14 protein-coding genes are annotated in these 17,314 nt (G+C 39.6%); 1 reads left to right on the top strand and 13 read right to left on the bottom strand.

The genetic code is table 11. The annotated features are described in order from the left end of the window. Window positions 1-513: 513 nt before the first annotated feature. From BLT18_RS17235 to BLT18_RS17175, 13 genes are all read right to left on the bottom strand, one after another. Complete coding sequence (locus BLT18_RS17235) at window positions 514-1,170, bottom strand: flavin reductase family protein (RefSeq protein ID WP_091276841.1); 657 nt, start codon at window positions 1,168-1,170, stop codon at window positions 514-516. A gap of 254 nt (window positions 1,171-1,424) precedes the next feature. Further along, a complete protein-coding gene (kynA, locus tag BLT18_RS17230) occupies window positions 1,425-2,258 on the bottom strand; it encodes a tryptophan 2,3-dioxygenase (RefSeq protein ID WP_091276838.1) in 834 nt (277 codons plus the stop codon). A gap of 24 nt (window positions 2,259-2,282) precedes the next feature. Then, window positions 2,283-2,915, bottom strand: a complete 633-nt coding sequence (gene kynB, locus BLT18_RS17225; RefSeq protein ID WP_091276835.1) for an arylformamidase — start codon at window positions 2,913-2,915, stop codon at window positions 2,283-2,285. Window positions 2,916-2,927: 12 nt separating this feature from the next. Further along, window positions 2,928-4,205 (bottom strand): kynureninase, encoded by a 1,278-nt coding sequence (gene kynU / locus BLT18_RS17220; protein WP_091276832.1) that lies wholly within the window; start codon window positions 4,203-4,205, stop codon window positions 2,928-2,930. 468 nt (window positions 4,206-4,673) lie between these two features. After that, a complete protein-coding gene (locus BLT18_RS17215; RefSeq protein WP_091276830.1) occupies window positions 4,674-5,999 on the bottom strand; it encodes a TRAP transporter large permease in 1,326 nt (441 codons plus the stop codon). Then, entirely contained in the window at window positions 5,996-6,505 is a 510-nt protein-coding gene (locus BLT18_RS17210; protein ID WP_091276828.1) for a TRAP transporter small permease, read from the bottom strand. The genes BLT18_RS17215 and BLT18_RS17210 overlap by 4 nt, the downstream gene beginning before the upstream one ends. A 91-nt stretch (window positions 6,506-6,596) precedes the next feature. Continuing rightward, a complete protein-coding gene (gene dctP, locus BLT18_RS17205; RefSeq protein ID WP_175487584.1) occupies window positions 6,597-7,613 on the bottom strand; it encodes a TRAP transporter substrate-binding protein DctP in 1,017 nt (338 codons plus the stop codon). 179 nt (window positions 7,614-7,792) lie between these two features. Continuing rightward, window positions 7,793-9,277 (bottom strand): aldehyde dehydrogenase family protein, encoded by a 1,485-nt coding sequence (locus BLT18_RS17200; protein ID WP_091276824.1) that lies wholly within the window; start codon window positions 9,275-9,277, stop codon window positions 7,793-7,795. Window positions 9,278-9,620: 343 nt separating this feature from the next. After that, on the bottom strand, window positions 9,621-11,186 hold the full coding sequence (locus tag BLT18_RS17195; RefSeq protein ID WP_091276822.1) for a phytoene desaturase family protein: 1,566 nt from the start codon (window positions 11,184-11,186) through the stop codon (window positions 9,621-9,623). 184 nt (window positions 11,187-11,370) lie between these two features. Next, a complete protein-coding gene (locus tag BLT18_RS17190) occupies window positions 11,371-12,162 on the bottom strand; it encodes a cyclase family protein (RefSeq protein WP_091276820.1) in 792 nt (263 codons plus the stop codon). Between the two features lie 23 nt (window positions 12,163-12,185). Beyond that, window positions 12,186-13,970, bottom strand: coding sequence for a thiamine pyrophosphate-requiring protein (locus BLT18_RS17185; protein ID WP_245705316.1), 1,785 nt, complete (start codon window positions 13,968-13,970; stop codon window positions 12,186-12,188). A 139-nt stretch (window positions 13,971-14,109) separates the two neighbouring features. Continuing rightward, window positions 14,110-14,901, bottom strand: coding sequence for an SDR family NAD(P)-dependent oxidoreductase (locus tag BLT18_RS17180; RefSeq protein WP_091276818.1), 792 nt, complete (start codon window positions 14,899-14,901; stop codon window positions 14,110-14,112). Window positions 14,902-14,905: 4 nt separating this feature from the next. Next, on the bottom strand, window positions 14,906-16,150 hold the full coding sequence (locus BLT18_RS17175) for an acyl-CoA dehydrogenase family protein (protein WP_091276817.1): 1,245 nt from the start codon (window positions 16,148-16,150) through the stop codon (window positions 14,906-14,908). A gap of 298 nt (window positions 16,151-16,448) precedes the next feature. Between BLT18_RS17175 and BLT18_RS17170 the strand changes: the two genes are divergently transcribed. Further along, window positions 16,449-17,087, top strand: coding sequence for a Crp/Fnr family transcriptional regulator (locus BLT18_RS17170; RefSeq protein ID WP_091276814.1), 639 nt, complete (start codon window positions 16,449-16,451; stop codon window positions 17,085-17,087). The last annotated feature ends 227 nt before the right edge of the window (window positions 17,088-17,314 follow it).

Raw genomic sequence — 17,314 nt, 5'->3', positions numbered from 1 at the left:
CATCCCCATCACCGCCGTCGGAGAGGGGATTTTCTTCAATGATTCGTGCCTTTACAATAATTTTATTTAGTTATTAGTCTTCTTTATTTTTGTCTTTCACACATAATTCATTAAAGTTATAGTAAACAGAATCAATTTCATAATTCAGATCTATCACATTATAAACGAACATTATATGAAATCCCCTCGTTATCATTCAATTTTCGCTTCAGCCGGACGCTTTCCGCGGGCTTGGCTTCAGCCTCCTCGGCAGCAAGCTGCCTGTGGGGTCTTCAGCTCAAGCTTATCCCGCAGGAGTCGCCGCCTTACGCTACAATCGAAATAATGTTCGCTTTTGATAATCATAAAAGCATTTATGAAATTGATTCAACAAAGTATTTTAAACGGATTTCCCATATACTTGACCGTTATTCACACTCCCTATCTACAATTAAAGCGCTTTCAAAAAATCAAATAAGGTATTATTCTTTTCTTCAACACACAGTCCAAACTAACAATAATTAAAAAGAATTATTATAAATTCCTCTTTCCCTCGAGTCCCTCTGTAAGATTACTGTCACCTTTTGGAGGTTTTATCTCATATATAGATTCAACACTTGTATAATCATAATATCCTAACCTAGCAAGAGGACGAGCTTTTAAGATGTCTACCTTTCCTTCAGGGCTTATTACTTTATCATCGATATGAACCATGACTACTCTGCCAATTATCAAATCGACTGTACCCACGCCATTCCCTGGTATTCTAACTGTTTGTTGATATTCACATTCGAATTGTATAGGGGACTCTGCTACTCTAAACGGCTTTACCATTAATGACTCCGCTTTATTTAAACCTGCCACTTTAAATTCATCCACATCCGAAGGAAATGAGGTCGATGTAATGTTAACAGCCTCACGCAATTCGTATGTTGCCATGTTATATACAAACTCACCAGTTTGTTCTATATTTATGGTTGTATCTTTTCTTAGTTCCTCATCTTTTTGGTTCACAGCAATCATCACACATGGTGGATCAAAACTTAGATTTTGAAACTGGCTATACGGCGCTAGATTATTGACACCATCAACACTTACTGTAGAAATCCAGCCTATTGGTCTGGGGACTACACAGGATTTAAACGGTGTCCATTTCAAACCGTGATCATTATCTTCTGGTCTATAATGCATTTGATTACCCCCTTTTTGATGTTTAGCGATATCTTAAGATTCGTTAGGCAGCTCTGTCACTTCCTGAATATGTACTGCCTCCTTTCTCAATAAATGGATTCTTGGATGGATAGTGTATATATACTATATTGAAATTAATTCCTATAATAAACATACTTAGTGACGGAATTTTCAAAAATTTTTAATATATAAAGTAGCACATGAAAAAAGCTCTACAATAGTAAAGACATATTGGCTCTATTCATGATTAACAGCTACAGTTCGGACCGCAGATGCCATAGTTCTGGAAAAAATGTTTGGTCTAACACCTTTTTTAAATAATGAACACCTGATGAGCCTCCGGTTCCTGTTTTAAAACCTATAATCCGTTCCACCGTTTTCATGTGACGGAACCGCCATTGCTGGAAACGGTCTTCGATATCTACAAGCTTTTCGGCAAGCTCATACAGATCCCAGTGATCATCTGTGTTTTGATAAACCTCTTTCCAAGCTTTATGGACACTCTCATCAAATGTATAAGCTTTAGAAACATCTCTTTTCAGTATATCATCAGAAATATCGAATCCTGCCCTCTTTAAAGCGGAAATAGAAACATCGTAAAGGCTGGGTGCTCTATAAGCCTGTTCTAACTGCTGGTGTAATTCCGTATCCTTTTCATAAATCTTTAGAATGAAATCTGTTTTATAACCTAAAGCAAATTCTATTAGTCTATACTGATAAGATTGAAATCCAGAAGCATTTCCTAGAGAATCTCTAAATTCAAGGTATTCAGACGGGGTCAGTGTAGACAGAACATCCCAGGCCTTTATTATTTGAAATTGAATTTGTGATACACGGGCCAGTTTTTTAAAGCTGACAGATAAATGGTCTTTTTTGATAGCTTCGATAGCAGCATTCAGCTCATGCAGTATTAACTTCATCCATAGTTCACTGACCTGATGAATGATAATAAAGAGCATTTCGTCATGGTGGCCGGATAACCTGTTCTGGCTTGAGAGTAATGAATCAAGCTGCAAATATTCTCCATAGGTCATCTTTTCCTTAAAGTTCGTTTCAATATTATTTTCGTCGTTAGTAGGGTTTGTCATCTAATCTCTCCTTAACATTCCTGTTTAGTCAGGCACCCTAATAGCTGCACGAACTGGGCTTCCATCTCCCTCTTCTAGAGGAAGCGGAAGAGCAGCTAATTCATATTTACCTGGCTTAATATGGTCTAGTTTTACGTTTTCCAAGATATTAATTTGATGTTTATACAATTGGTGATGAATCAGCAATTCTTTACTGTCTAACGGATCAACGGATGGAACGTCAACCCCCAGCAGTTTGATGTCACTTTCTTTCAAGAAATCCACAGCATCTACCGTAAGACAGGGAACACTTTTAGGAAATATATTCGGGCTGCTCACAGTTAAGGTTTTTAATAATAAACGCTCAGCTCCATAAATGTGAAGGTTTTCCAACGCTTCTCTGGTGATTGTTTTTAAACTGGTTACATCTGCGACAAGGCACGGTCCAATAAAATGATTAATATCCAGATCTATCATTTTTTCACCGTTGTCTAAGAAGTGGAACGGGGCGTCAACATGCGTACCTGTATGAAGACTGGTAGTCATCCTTCCAATGTTTACTGATTCTGTCTGTTTTTTTGTAAACGATAACTCATATGAAAACGGGATATCTTCAGGCCAATGTGCCATATTGTCATGAACCGGCTGGGAGATGTCTATCCACTTTCCATTTTTCATTTCCATCCATCCTTAGGCGATAATGTCTCGCTTATTAGCAAAATTTTTATAGGTTTCTTCTGTCATAATTTGTTTGAGCGATTGAATTGTTTTCCAAATGTCATGAAATGAATTATATAATGCAACAGGTCCTAACCTAATAAAATTAGGTTCTCTGTAATCAGGAATGATACGAACACTTTTAAGCGCTTTGCAGATGCTTGCTGAATATGGATGTTTCAAAAGAATGTGTCCCCCTCGTTTTGCGTGTTCAAGTGGTGTCACAATCTCGAAACCAAATTCTTTCAGCTCATAGGTGATTAGGTCTATCATGTAATCTGTAAGTGCCAAGGACTTTTTGCGAATGCTGTCTATGCCCGCTTCATCAAACATATGAAGCGAACCAATCAGCGGCGCCATGCTTAAGACATGGGGAGTACCGATTTCAAAAGCACCAGCATCCACGTCAGCTGTTAGTTCGTGTTTCATTTCAAACTGAATATCTTTTCTTGAGCCAAACCAGCCGGATAATCCGGGATCTTGGCCAAAGTGCTTTTTATTAACATACAATGCCCCAACTGAACCAGGTCCTCCATTTATATGCTTATAGGTACACCACATGGCAAAGTCAACGTCCCATGTATCAAGCTCATGAGGAATTGCTCCAATGGAGTGGCATAAGTCAAAGCCTATCACAATATTTCTTTTGTGTGCTTCGGCTGTCAGTCTTTTCATATCTAAAATTTGTCCGCTTCTATAAAGCACGCTAGGAAGTAAAATAAGAGCGACATCTTGTTTCATTTGATCGATGATTTGCTCTTCTAACAGGATATCATTCTGGCTCTTGACTTGAATAAGTGCTTCAGAAGGGTTGTATCCTTTCAACTTCAGCTGGCTTTTTAACGCATAAATGTCCGATGGGAAGGTCGTATCATCCGCTAATATTTTGTACCTTTTAGAAGTCGGCTTATAGAATGTGGACACTAGCTGATGAATATTGGTTGTTGTAGACCCGGTAACAATGACTTCTTCAGCTTGAGCACCAACTAAAGGCGCCAGCTTCTTCCCTAAGTCTTGTGAAAGGTAAAACCATGGATTGTCACCGTTGGTCCAACCGTCAATACCGTATTTTTTCCACGAATGAAGAATGGTCATAAGGGATTTTTCGGCTCTTTTTGATAAAAGGCCGAGAGAATTACCATCCAAATAAATAGCATTTCCTATATAAAATTCCGCTCGGTAATCCTTTAAAGGGTCTTTTTGATCCAGCTCTTTTGCACAATTTTCTGAATACAAATAGTTTTGGTCCACTTCTATTCACCTCAATATTTTATATTAATAGAATTATCAAATATGTTAGATTTTCGTTGACACTTTGTCAACGACGTGTTGTCAATGAAAATGATGAGATGTAAAAGTTTATATGACATTTAAGTTGCAATGAGACGAGACATTCATGAACGGAAAGAGAGGGATTCGGTGGCTGATAGCAGGAAACAGCAAGCCATAGAAACAAAGAATAAATTATTAAAAGCGGAAGAGTTAGTTTTCCCAGAACACGGGTTTCAAAACACAACGGTTCGACTTACGTAATAATAAAGCAGAAACAGGCTATGGTACAGCTTATGTATACTTTAAAAATAAAGAAGATTTAGGGAATTGATCCACCCCTCGAATAGAAAAACCCGGATAATGGATTCTTTTTATTAAATGTCCATTATTCGGGTTATCACTCATTTGATGAAAAAACCTTTTTATTTTCAGCTGATGTTTCCGGAGTTAATGAAATGACGTATCCATCATGCCTGGCAGCCACGTTACTATAGATGGAACAAACAAAACCAGCAAGATTAAAGCAATTAATAGGAAGATAAAAGGGATAGCTGAAGAATAAATTGTCATCATCGTGGTGTCACGCGAGACTACCCCTTTCATAGCGAACAACCCTGTTCCAAAAGGCGGACTAATTGTTCCCACTTCTATTGCCAGCAATATTAGGACACTGAACCACAGCAAGTCAAAGTCAAGTGCATTTGCAATCGGAAAAAAAACCGGTACGATAAGCATCATAATAGAAAGTGATTCAAGAAAAGTTCCTAATATAATGACTGTGAAAAGCATAAGTATAAGGACTACTAAAGGAACCGTGTTTATATCTTGAATAATACCTACTAAACCGCGCGTAGCACCCGAAAAAGAAAGAATTTGGCTAAAAGCAGCAGAAGCAGAAATGATTAAAAGGATCATCACTGTTATTTTTAATGTGCCGGACAGTGATTTCACAAGAACATCTAAGGTTAATTGTTTATAACAAGCTGAAAGAATCATACTCCCCAATGCCCCCATTGCAGCAGCCTCTGTAGGAGTAGCAATCCCCAAGAAAATAAACCCAAGCACCAGCACAAACAGTAAACCTAAAGGCGTTATATACTTTAATGTATCCATAATTTTCTCTTTCAAAGGAACTTTAGACTGCTTATAGGCAGGCGCCAAGTGAGGATTGGTGACAGCCCTTATAATAATGTAAACCATATACAGAACAGCCATTAATATCCCGGGCAGTATAATAGCAATTAAAAATTTCCCAACAGACACTTGTCCCATGGAAGCCAGCAAAATCCCCAAGGCACTTGGGGGGATCATGGCCGCTAAAGCCCCGCTTCCTAAGATAGGTCCTATAGCCATCGTTTTATTATATTTTTTATTCTCCATTTCTGGTATTAATGTGGATCCCAGCATAGCAGTGCTCGCCATGTTAGAAGCCGTCAGCGTGGACAATAAGGCCCCTGAACCAACAGCCAGCATGCTTAATCTGCCGGGAACATTACCAAACCATTTGTCTACGGTGTTAATCATTCTCGGAGCTGTCCCTGACTGGAACATTATTTCCCCCATTAATATAAACAGCGGAATAGGAAGAAGGGAAAAATTAATCAGAGAACTTCCCATACTTGAAATTAATAGATCCAATCCCTCCTCTTCCCCCCAGATAAAATAAGCAGCTACTATATTTACCAATAGAAATGCAAAAGCAATAGGCACCCTAAATATCATAAGAAAAAATAAACCAATCAATATAACAGTCAGGACTTGCCACCAAATCAAAACAGACCACCTCCGTTGTTAACACTCTTGCTGACGACAGCAAAATACAGCATGCGGATAAACTCCAGCATAATCACAAAAAAAGACACAGGAATCACAACATAAATATAGACTTGCGGAGTAGCTAAAGTAGTTACACTTGTGACATTTCTTTCATACAGATCAACAGTGGTAAGAATCCCATACCAGGTGATAATCCCGCTTACGATGATACCTGCAATAGGTACGAATATTTGTATGATTCGGTGCAGTATCTCACTTGGAACGAAGTCAATAATATCTATGGTAATATGTCCGCTTTTCCGAAGCAGCCAGGCTCCGCCGAGACAAGTAATATATAATAAGCTGTACTCCGTTATTTCATTCACCCATATAAAGGAGTAATCAAAAAAATATCTAGAAAAGACTTCGACACACACCAACACTGTAATAAACAGTAATAAAATACACCCTAATGCTGCCATGATATTTTCTATTTTATTTAGTGCTTTACCTATAGAAGACAACAGCGATCACCTTCTTTTTCTAAGCTGGAATAAGAAGATTTGGCTTCTTTACATACAGCCAAACCTTCACAAACTCTACCGCCTTAAACATTCATTCACTTTCAAATAGTTCCCTTAACGTATCTACCTCTTCCGGCGCTTCATCCTCAAGCTTTTCCCAGAAAGCATCTTCTACAAATCCTTGGAATTTCTTACTCTCTTCTTCACTTAACGTAATCTTCTCTACACCAGCATCCAGAATAGTTTCCCATTCTTTTTCATTTTTTTCCTTGAAATGTTCTACCATCTCATATTCAAATTCAGCATTCGCTTCATGAAGCTTGTTCTGGATTTCCGGTGACAAAGAATCAAAAGCCTGTTTGTTAAATAAAATGGTTCCGTTCTGATTTAAGAAAGGTTCATCGATAATGTATTCTGTTACCTCTGTCCATCCTGAATCATTGGGCCCTAATAGCGGAAAACCGAAACCATCAACCATATTACGTTCTAAGGAAGTGTACACGTCTGATGGGCTTACTGTTACCGGGTTTACTCCCAGACGCTGTAAAATTCCGTCATACGTAGGATTTGACCGCATTCTTTGTCCTTTTAGTTCATCTAACGATTCAATTTTTTCATTGGTCCATAGATAGTAAGGGGATGGTCCTAACCATCTGCCGGTGTATTCTACATTCTGCTCATTAAATTTTTCTTGCAGATAATCAAAATATCCATTTTCTCTTTCTTCTTCTGGAGTAAAAGGAGAAAGATTTAAGGAGTGTGTTTCCGGCATTAAATGCCCGTAATAAGAGCTCACATTAAACCCTACCTCTACTGTGCCGTTCACTACAGCATCAAATTGTTCTTCAAGAGGGATGGATTCGGGTCCTCCAATCCATTCAAACGTCACCGCTCCATCGGTTGCTTCTTCCATTTTATTGATCCAAATAGGTACAATTCCCTCGGTAAATGAATGATCGGCCGGAAGAAAACTAACAATTCTGAAATTTTCTCCAGCTTTATTATTTGAATCTGCATCTGTCATCTCACTCGTTTCTTCCGCTCCGCATCCTGCAGCTAAAATCATAGTGAATAAAAGCACAAAGCCTATGTGAAACCTCTTTTTCATTTCACAGCCTCCTTCGTTAGTGTACCTCCAAAACCACTTCCTCTTTACAAAATCCCCTTTATGAAGTCTCTGTTTCGTGTAAACAAAAGATGCCAAAACAGCTATTAAATGCTGCCTTGGCATCATTTCATTTATTCAAGCTGTTCATAAGATATACGATATTTATGATTTGAAATTTATTATTTGAAAAATCCAGCTGGCGGAAGCTGATATGCTGCTACAATCGTTTTGGACTGCGTATAGTGATCCAATGCTTCCTGACTGTATTCTCTTCCCACACCACTGTTTTTATATCCACCAAAAGGCGCACCAGATTGGAAGTTAAAATATGAATTAATCCAAACACTGCCTGCCTCCAATTTATTGGCAGTATCCAAGGCTTTTTCAAGATCTTCTGTCATAATCCCAGCTGCCAATCCATACTCTACATCGTTTGCCATCTCAATTACTTCATCGACATCTCTCCAGCGTGTAACGGTAGCTGCCGGCCCAAATATCTCTTCCTGAGCAATTCTCATATGAGGTTCAGCCTCAATAATCGTTGGCTCAATGAAATATCCATGTTCGTTGCCTGGAACAGTGACACGGTTGCCGCCGTAAAGGATTTTAGCCCCTTCTTTTCTAGCAATATCGAAGTATCCAAGAACCCGCTTTCCCTGTTTTTCATTAATAAGCGAAGCTAATCTTGTAGACCGGTCTGTTGGATCCCCAATTTTAATTTCTTTTGCTCTGGCAATTAATTTTTCGATAAATTCATCATAAATATCATCATGAATAAGAAGACGTGTGCCAAGAATACAACTCTCTCCATTAAAGAATGTATATCCAAGCGTTGCATTTTCCACCGCGCGATCAATATCTACATCAGGGAAAACGATATGCGGTGCTTTACCACCAAGTTCAAGCGTAACAGGAAGAATTCTTTCTCCGGCTGTTTTACCAACCAAACGTCCTACCTCAACGCTTCCTGTGAAAGCAAGCTTGTGCACGTTCGGATGGTCGATAAGAGCTTGTCCTGCTTCTGTACCGTAACCTGGAACAACATTGACTACGCCTTTTGGAAGAATGTCCGCTAAGAGTTTCGCGAATTCCATTATAGAGAGACAAGCATCTTCTGCCGGCTTTAATACAAGTGTGTTACCGGCAGCAAGAGCTGGGGCCAATTTGAAGGCTGTCATAATCATCGGTACATTCCATGGAATGATTTGAGCACACACGCCAAGCGGCTCTTTCTTTGTAATTAAATGACCATTTTGAACCGGACGCGAAGTGCCTTCATAAGTTAAAATCGCAGACGCAAAATAACGGAATTGATAAACAGCCAGTTGATAGTCGAGGTCGAATTCATGAATAGCACGGCCTGTATCCATGCATTCAATCATTTTCAAACGCTCTTGGTTTGCTTCTAGTGTATCTGCTATTTTATGAAGTAGTGCTGAACGCTCTTCAATAAGTGTGTTAGACCAGTCTTTAAATGCTGCATTTGCGGCTTTCACAGCCCGGTCAACATCTTCTTGTCCACCTCTCCCGATTTTTGCGAGCAGCTTTCCATTTGCCGCGTTAATAGCATCAATATAACCGTTAGCTGGTTCTCCGACTTCCCCGTTTATAAACGGGCCGTACTTTTCATCAAGATTTACATCTGCAATACTTGCAGTTCCCATTTCGCTTACCCCCTATAACTATTATTACTTACAAACAGATAACCAATATATATCTAGACCCTTCTCGGATCAGGATATCGATTCTAGATAAATTTTTAAATTGTTGAAATATTTAAATAATAATAAATAAAATAATTTCTAATAACTAAAGTTTTTATTTCGCCATTTATCTTTTTATTCCTCTTTTTTGTTTCATTATCTTATTCTTTTTTCATTATATCGACCTTAACCACCCACCCTCTGTTAACTTGTTAACATTATGAGCGAAAATAACAAAAATATTAGAACTGTAGAAAACATTAAAAAACTTAATCTTTTAATATTTTCATTATATATTTAATATTTATTTTACCTGCTGAGCCGCTAAATACCCGGACGTACCGCCAAGTCCTGGTCCTGGATGACTGGCAGCACCGATGTGATATAAATTCTTCACCGGTGTATCATGTTGTTTAAATTCCGCTGTCGGTCTCCATAATAGGAATTGATCGATAGAAGCAGCTCCTGAGTAAGGATCTCCCCCAACGAGGTTGCGATTGCTTGCTTCTAAATCCACGGGTGAAATGACTTTACGGTCGATAATCATGTCTTTAAAGTTAGGAGCATGTTTGGCAATACGGTCTTCGATACGAGCTACACAAGCCTCAATGACTTCTTCTGAATAACCATTAGATGTATCAATTTCTCCTAAAGCATCTCCCTTTAACTCTCTAGGCATTTCCAATAACTGAATCCACAGAGTATGCTTGCCTTCAGGAGCACGGCTTGGATCAAAAGCTGTGTGCTGACCGACCGCTACAGTAGGTTCCGATGGCAACAGACCATTATAAGCTTCATTTACAGAACGGCTGACTCCGTCTACTCCACTGGTCAGGTTTACTACGGCAGCCTTATTTAATTCACTATTCTCCCAGTTTAACGATCCTTCTAAGGCATAGTGAATTTGCATATCCGCATTGCCATATCGATAATTCTCTACATCTCTTTGGATTCTTTTAGAGACGAATGTTTCGGGCAGTAGTTCTTCATACAATTGGTGAGGTGTCACATTCGCAAGAACGTATTTCGCATAAAACTCCCCATTTTGCGTTTGCACCCCTTTTACTGTTTTATTTTCAACTAAAATTTTGTTAACATCTTCATTGATGAAAAATTCTCCCCCATTGCCCTCAACTATTTTCATCAAAGCCTTTACAAGCTCTCCTCCGCCGCCTTTAGGAACAGGCATACCGGCGGCTTCGAGTGAAAATATAAGCACCTGCATCATAATATTTCCTACGGCATCATTCGGTCCTAATCCTGTATGCAGAATCCAAGGAGCAAACAGTGCTTTAATTAAGTCACTTTCAAAATACTGATCTAGTAACTTATCAGCAGACTTCACCATAAACCCGACGTCTTGTTTAAATTCCTTTAATCCTTTTTTTCTTGCCGTTTTTATTACTGTACGAAGAGACGGCCAAGCCAGTGGTTCATGAGACAACATTTGAAATACCATCTCAGCGTTTTCCTCAAAGTTCTGCATTAATTCATTAAACCTGTCTCCATCTCCCGGGGATAATTGGTTAAACAACTCAATGTTCTTTTGACGGCTGGTGTACAATACAGTATTTTTATTGTCGGGAGTCACTATCCCGGCAGGAACTTCTGTATTGACATATTCAAGCCCATTTTTCTCCAAATCTTCTTTAAGCGATGCATATGCCGGGCCTGTTACAAATAAAGGATGCCACCCTGAAAACACATCTGTTTTAAAACCCGGAGCTACTATCTCTTCTGTTTTAATGCATCCGCCTATCCAATCATTTCTCTCTAACACTGCAACTTTATGCCCTTTTTTGGAAAGAATAGCTGCTGCGGATAAAGAGTTAATACCACTTCCAACAATAACGACGTCAAAAGTCTTCATCTCATTTCCTCCTCCTTCCAGTACGTCCACTCTCTTGCCAAACAACTGGAGGCTATCGTTTTTGAAACTTCATTAATGATAAAAGAACTAGTCCATGTGTAAAAATAATTCTTATCCAAACCAGTTTCACACTGATTCGGATAAGAATATTGTGTTTGCCTCATATATCCATCTATTATGCTATCTAGTTCTTCTCGACTAATGCCAGCACGCGCAGCGGACTGCCGCTTCCTCTTTCAATTTTCAAAGGATTAACAATCAATACGGCTCCTTTAGGAGGCAGCTGGTCCAAATTTGCTAATTGAGCAATGCCATATTTGTTGGCTTTATGCATATAGTGATGGTTAGGAAACGGCGGATCAAAAGAACCGGCAATTCCAGCATCAGTCCCTACTGTTTCTACACCAACTCCAAGAACATCCCGCTCTTCCACAAGGAAAATAGATGCTTCTTGAGAGACCCCAGGGGTATGAGGCTGTCCATCTTCTCCTACATTGAAATATTTCTCATGGTCATCGTTATATTTATCCCATCCAGCATAGACAAGAACGAAGGAGTGGCTGGAGATTTTCCCATGCTCTTCTTCAAATTCTTTAATATCGTTCACACTTAAGCAGTAGTCTGGATCCATTTCAACTTTTTTTCTAATATCAATGACACAAGCTTCTCCAATCATATTTTTCACTGGCATGGTATCTACAGAATCTCCATTTTTCCCGGAAACCCAATGGACTGGGGCATCAAAATGAGTACCACAATGCTCTCCGGCTACGAAATCATTCCAATAACAGACCGGACCATTTTCATCATACTCCGACAAAGGCATAAACTTGAAACCGCCAGTATTTTTGAAAGGGGGCGGCAGCTGGATGACAGGTGTATCTTCATTCAAGACTTGCGTTAAGTCTACTACCTCTACTTTCCCATCTGCGATACTAGAAAGAACATCACTTAAAAGGTTTGTTTTTACGCTCATTTCCCTACCTCCAGTTTAATTTTTTATTTTTTAACTTCAGCCTCTAAATCAGGTATTTGTTCACCAGCATCCACTTCCTCTTTTGCGTAGACATGCGGAATAGTGACATTAATAACCACGGATTTTCCTTCCTGAACTATTCTCAGCCCTTCTTCTAAGATACCTTTCAATTCAGAGCGCTCTTCTACTTTGATCGGATGAGCACTACCAGCAGCTTCTGCTATTTTTGCTAGATCAGCTGCTGGGTCAAAATTCACCCAGAATCCTTCCGTTTCATTTGCAACCCCGCGCGGATGCACCCCTAAAGTAGACATTTTCGGAGCTTTCCAACCTGAATTGTTATAAATAACGGTCAAAAACGGCGTTTCATATCTATTAGACATCCAGTGAACCGTAGATGGAACACTGAATAAGTAAGAACCGTCTCCGGTCAAACTGACAATCGTCTTGTCCGATTTTGCTAATTTCATGCCTATAGCTGCACCGCCATTCCATCCTAAAGAACCAGCACCACTGCCATAATAAGAACCTGGAGTGTTTAGACCGATATGATTAGAGATAGCTCCATAGTTTGTAATACCTTCATTCAATACAATCGTGTTCTCCTCATCAATTACCTCTCTCACACATGCGGTTAAATACTCCGGTGTGATCACATCAGTTTTTGCTTGTTCAACCTGGCGTTTTTCTTCCATCTGCTTCTGGTGAATATCTTCAAATTTCTCCCACCGCTTAGAAACCATATCTAGGTCCACTTCGCAGCGATCATCGATATACTGATTAATCTGCTGAAGAGCAATATGGGAGTCTGCCTTAAGGAACTGCTTTGATGGAATATACCAAAGCGGCATTTCTTCTTTTAACGGATCAACATCTAGATAATAGACTGTTGCCTGATCAGATGGTTTGTTTTTCATTTGAATCCACGGCACATCGCTGTCTATGACAAGGACAAGATCTGCTTCGGCAAGTTGTTCGTTTTGCCCTGGTGTATTCCATTGAGATCCTAAGTGCATGGAATGATCTGCCGGAAAATTCATTTGATGAGGAATAGATTCAATGACTGGTATGGACAATTTCTCACTTAATCGAACAAGCTCTTCCACTGCCTCTGTGTTTCGTCCTAAATAAGAAGTTACAATAAGCGGATTTTTCGCTGTGACTAAAGCATTCGTCAATTGTTCTAGCTGTTTGGGAGCAATAGCCCCCGGGGAAATAGGTTCCCAAAGTTCATTATCAAGAGTCACCGGTTCTGTTTCCTCTTCCATTGCCTCACGAGGCCCCATTAAGTAAACCGGCCCTGTCGGATCACTCTTAGCAATTTGAAGTGACCGGTATACGAGCTGTTTTACGTTAGCTCCTGTACGAATTTCGTTATCGTATTTTGTGTAGCCGCGCATAATTCCACGCTGGTCAGGCACATCCTGAATCCAGTGGATAAATTCATTTCGGCTTCCTGTTAACTCACCTTCCTGAGTATACGGGGAAGCACCAGCGAAAATTAAAACAGGAACCCGACTTCGCGATGCATTATGAACAGCTCCTCCCAAATTCTGAGTGCCGCACTCTACGTGTACCATAACCGCCTGTGGTTCACCTGTTGCCTGGGCATAGCCATGAGCAGCGCTTAAAGCTACAAATTCGTGGGGACACGTAATAACCGTTGGTAATTCCTTGTTCTCTTTCTTCGCTCGAGCTAAACTTTCGATGATTGCTGGATGATCACTTCCTAAGTTTGCAAAAATATAAGAAACTCCAGCTTCATGCAACGCTTCTAAGAATGCTGTGGCAGTTGTATACATTTTCATCAACCTACTTTCCTACTATTAGCAATTTTCCATCTCTTATTGGTATACTTTTTTACTGAGAAAATTTCAGTACTTTTTCTAAGCAAACCCGTTCATTCTCACTTCTGCTCCTGTCCAAGTACTCTCCATGCCATTTCCCTTACTGAGCCGTGTAGCCTCCATCTACCACTAACGGAGAGCCTGTGACAAAGGATGATTCATCCGATGCCAGAAACAGAATAGCATTAGCGATTTCAGAAGGATCAGCAGGTCTTTGAACCGGATGAGATTCTCCCGCTCCCTTCCAAAATTCTTCCATGGTTACTATATTCTGCGTGTGTTCTTCTGTAATTTGATCTGTCTTCGTCGCTCCTGGACAAACAGCGTTCACTCGAATTCCATCAGCTGCATATCTGGTAGCTAAAGACTTTGCCATCTGAACTGCAGCTGCTTTCGTCATATTGTATAAAAACGTACTTTTCCCCATCATCTCTTGCCCGACAAAAGAAGAAATAGAACCAAGATTAATAATAGAGCCTTGTTTTCTTTCTAGCATGTGCGGGATGACTGCCCTGGCACATAAGTACATGCTCTTCATATTAATAGAAACGCAGCGGTCAAAATCATCCGGAGTCACGTCTGTTATATCTTTAATAAAATGAATGCCAGCATTGTTTACTAAAATGTCAATCTGTCCATGCTTTTCAATGGCTGCATCACTTAAACTATTTGCGGTTTCCTCCTTGGAAATGTCTCCATCAATGAGAAGATGATTATCTTGATGGATTAATTCCTGCAGCAAATTATTCAAACGATCTCTATCAATATCATTTAATACAAGAGATGCACCTTGATCGGCAAAACGCTTCGCAGTCGCCCTTCCGATTCCACTTCCAGCGCCTGTAATAATAGCTACTTTTCCTTCTAAACGCTTGTTCATATCGTTACTCATATTCTCACTCCATTACCTCGGGTGTAGTTAGTTTTTCCGCAGCTCTCAGCGGTGGTAGCGCTTCAGCTGGATTTAGTCCCATCGCCAACAGCCCTGCTTGATCAGCCGCTGCGTCAACATTCGGAGGCATAATAGGCGCCGTGGCAGCATCACGTATCATTCTTTCTAATGGCACGTTTTTCATCAGACTATGAGCTCCACAAGCAATCGTAGCTGACCTTGACGTATTGGCTACAGCTTGCCCGATCGTATTCTTCGCTTTAATGAAGTGATGGAATGTATCTACACTTAATCCGTAAGTGTCACAATACCAAGCAGCATGTTTCATTTGTAATTCTGCTGCCTCCAACTCAGAGGCCATATCTCCAATCCGTCTCCGAATATCCGGGTGATAACCTTGAGATTGAGCGTAACCTTTAGCGACTCTGTTTGTTAAAAAGTCTGAAGCAAAGTTAAGAATTCCAAGCCCAATACCGAGATAAACAGCTGCAAATCCGCCAAATGACCAGTTTGCTCCGCGAACGATAAAGTCATTTAAAAATTCATCTGTCTCATGAAGAATTAAATCATCCGGTACGAAAACACCGTCATACTCCACTGTATTACTTCTTGTTGCCCTCATTCCATGCGTATCCCATACGTCGTGAATGGTTACTCCTTCTACATTTCCTTTATTGATAGGAACTAAGAATCCAATGCTAGCCTGAGGATTTGGGTCATGTTCAGGATGAGCATACAAGTAAACATAGTCACTAGATTCAACCATCGAACAGAAAGCTTTTTTCCCATGAAGAGTATGGCCTCCATTGACCCGTCTAGCTTCTAGAGAAGGAGTGTAAGCGCTCGCTAAAAGGCTCGAGGAAGTAGGCTCAGACACAGATGTACACATCAGCTTCCCTTCTCTAAGTGCGAGATCAGCAACTCTTTGTTTGACACTTTCTGGAACTTTAGGGTGCTGCAATATCGACCCTGTCGCATTGGCATGCATATTAAATGAATTGGCAGTAGCAGCACAGCCCTGTGCGATTTGCATAATACAAGCGGTATATCCTAAAAACCCAATTCCTAAGCCGCCATACTCCTTTGGAATCGCAATCCCATAGAACCCTTTCTGACGCAATATTTCATAATTCTCTTCCGGAGCAGACCTTTCACGGTCATGTTGCTCGGCCCTCGTAGCAAAGTCTTCAGCTAATTCTGCGCATATATTGACATACTTCTCTTGTTCTTCTGTCAGTCTATAATCCATTCTCTTATTCCCCTCCCCAATTTATAAATGATTCATTTTCTAATCTTTTTAGATATCTCATTCTAAGTTCTTTCTTTAAATATCTCCCCTTCTTTCTGAATAGTCTTAAATATTTTATATCATTATGATACTTTCCGTCGAAAGAAGCTGCTGTTAAATGATTAACATGTATTTTTTTATAGTTTAGAATTTTTTTAATTATAAATGATTTTGTAGTATAATCTAAGTACACTGTCTACATAACATTCGAATTCATAGCTTGATGATACGCTAGAACAAATAGCAAGGGGAGTTATTAATGAATAGAGAGCCTTTTACCTGGTCCAATCACATCGATTACGGTCAAATTCGAAAACTATCGAGAAATGCCATTGTATATCGGCAAGGTGATTTAGGAAACGGCTTTTATTATCTTCATGAAGGTGAAGTAAAAATTAGTATGCTTAGGGATGATGGTCATGAACAAATCATTGACTATGTCCTTTCTGGAGGGTTAATAGGGGAACAAGGGCTCACAGAAGGTACTTATTTCACTACAGCCGAAATCACGCTAGACTCCACTCTCTATTACTTTTCTTCCAATGACTTTCGTAATTTATGTACAGACTATCCTGAAGCAGCGCAAGAATTCAGTTTTTCTCTTATTGCAAAAATCCGCATGCTGGCGAAAATAGAATCGATAGTGGATGCCCCCGCTGACATCCAACTTGCTTATTACCTTTGTTTACTCTATGAAAAAACAGCAAATCTCACGATTAGTCTAAACCAATCATCTATCTCGAACTATATAGGCAAATCACGAGTCACTGTCTGGAAGATATTTAAAGAATGGAAAGAAGAGGGAATTATTCAAGTTTCTGATCGAGCCATTTGCATTAAGGAATTGAATAAAATAGAAGAAATTATAGATGAATACTTATCAAGAACGAAGAAGTAAAAGGTTGATTTTACTAACCTTTCACTTCCTCTTTTATTTTAATCAAATGCTAAATTATATTACATTACACAGGATGACAGCTTCGTATTCTTTTCTTTTTTTTATAAAGAGAGTTATTCCTCTATATCATACTTGTCTAAATCAACTTGCTGCAAATCCAGTCGCTGAAATTCCCAAGGACGAGGGGTCGGCGCGGTGGCATCAATGCCTATTTTCGTTCCTATCCC

The organism is Alteribacillus persepolensis (assembly GCF_900099605.1).
GTDB classification, from domain to species: Bacteria; Bacillota; Bacilli; order Bacillales; family Marinococcaceae; genus Alteribacillus; species Alteribacillus persepolensis.
This window is presented reverse-complemented; position numbering and strand designations above follow the sequence as displayed.

Excerpts from the sequence above, each read along its gene's own strand:
- BLT18_RS17185 (WP_245705316.1), bottom strand. The coding sequence starts at position 13,970 with ATGAAAATGTATACAACTGCCACAGCATTCTTAGAAGCGTTGCATGAA.
- BLT18_RS17180 (WP_091276818.1), bottom strand. The coding sequence starts at position 14,901 with ATGAGTAACGATATGAACAAGCGTTTAGAAGGAAAAGTAGCTATTATT.
- kynA (WP_091276838.1), bottom strand. The coding sequence starts at position 2,258 with ATGACAAACCCTACTAACGACGAAAATAATATTGAAACGAACTTTAAG.
- kynB (WP_091276835.1), bottom strand. The coding sequence starts at position 2,915 with ATGAAAAATGGAAAGTGGATAGACATCTCCCAGCCGGTTCATGACAAT.
- dctP (WP_175487584.1), bottom strand. The coding sequence starts at position 7,613 with ATGAAAAAGAGGTTTCACATAGGCTTTGTGCTTTTATTCACTATGATT.
- BLT18_RS17235 (WP_091276841.1), bottom strand. The coding sequence starts at position 1,170 with ATGCATTATAGACCAGAAGATAATGATCACGGTTTGAAATGGACACCG.
- BLT18_RS17200 (WP_091276824.1), bottom strand. The coding sequence starts at position 9,277 with ATGGGAACTGCAAGTATTGCAGATGTAAATCTTGATGAAAAGTACGGC.
- BLT18_RS17175 (WP_091276817.1), bottom strand. The coding sequence starts at position 16,150 with ATGGATTATAGACTGACAGAAGAACAAGAGAAGTATGTCAATATATGC.
- BLT18_RS17170 (WP_091276814.1), top strand. The coding sequence starts at position 16,449 with ATGAATAGAGAGCCTTTTACCTGGTCCAATCACATCGATTACGGTCAA.
- BLT18_RS17195 (WP_091276822.1), bottom strand. The coding sequence starts at position 11,186 with ATGAAGACTTTTGACGTCGTTATTGTTGGAAGTGGTATTAACTCTTTA.
- BLT18_RS17190 (WP_091276820.1), bottom strand. The coding sequence starts at position 12,162 with ATGAGCGTAAAAACAAACCTTTTAAGTGATGTTCTTTCTAGTATCGCA.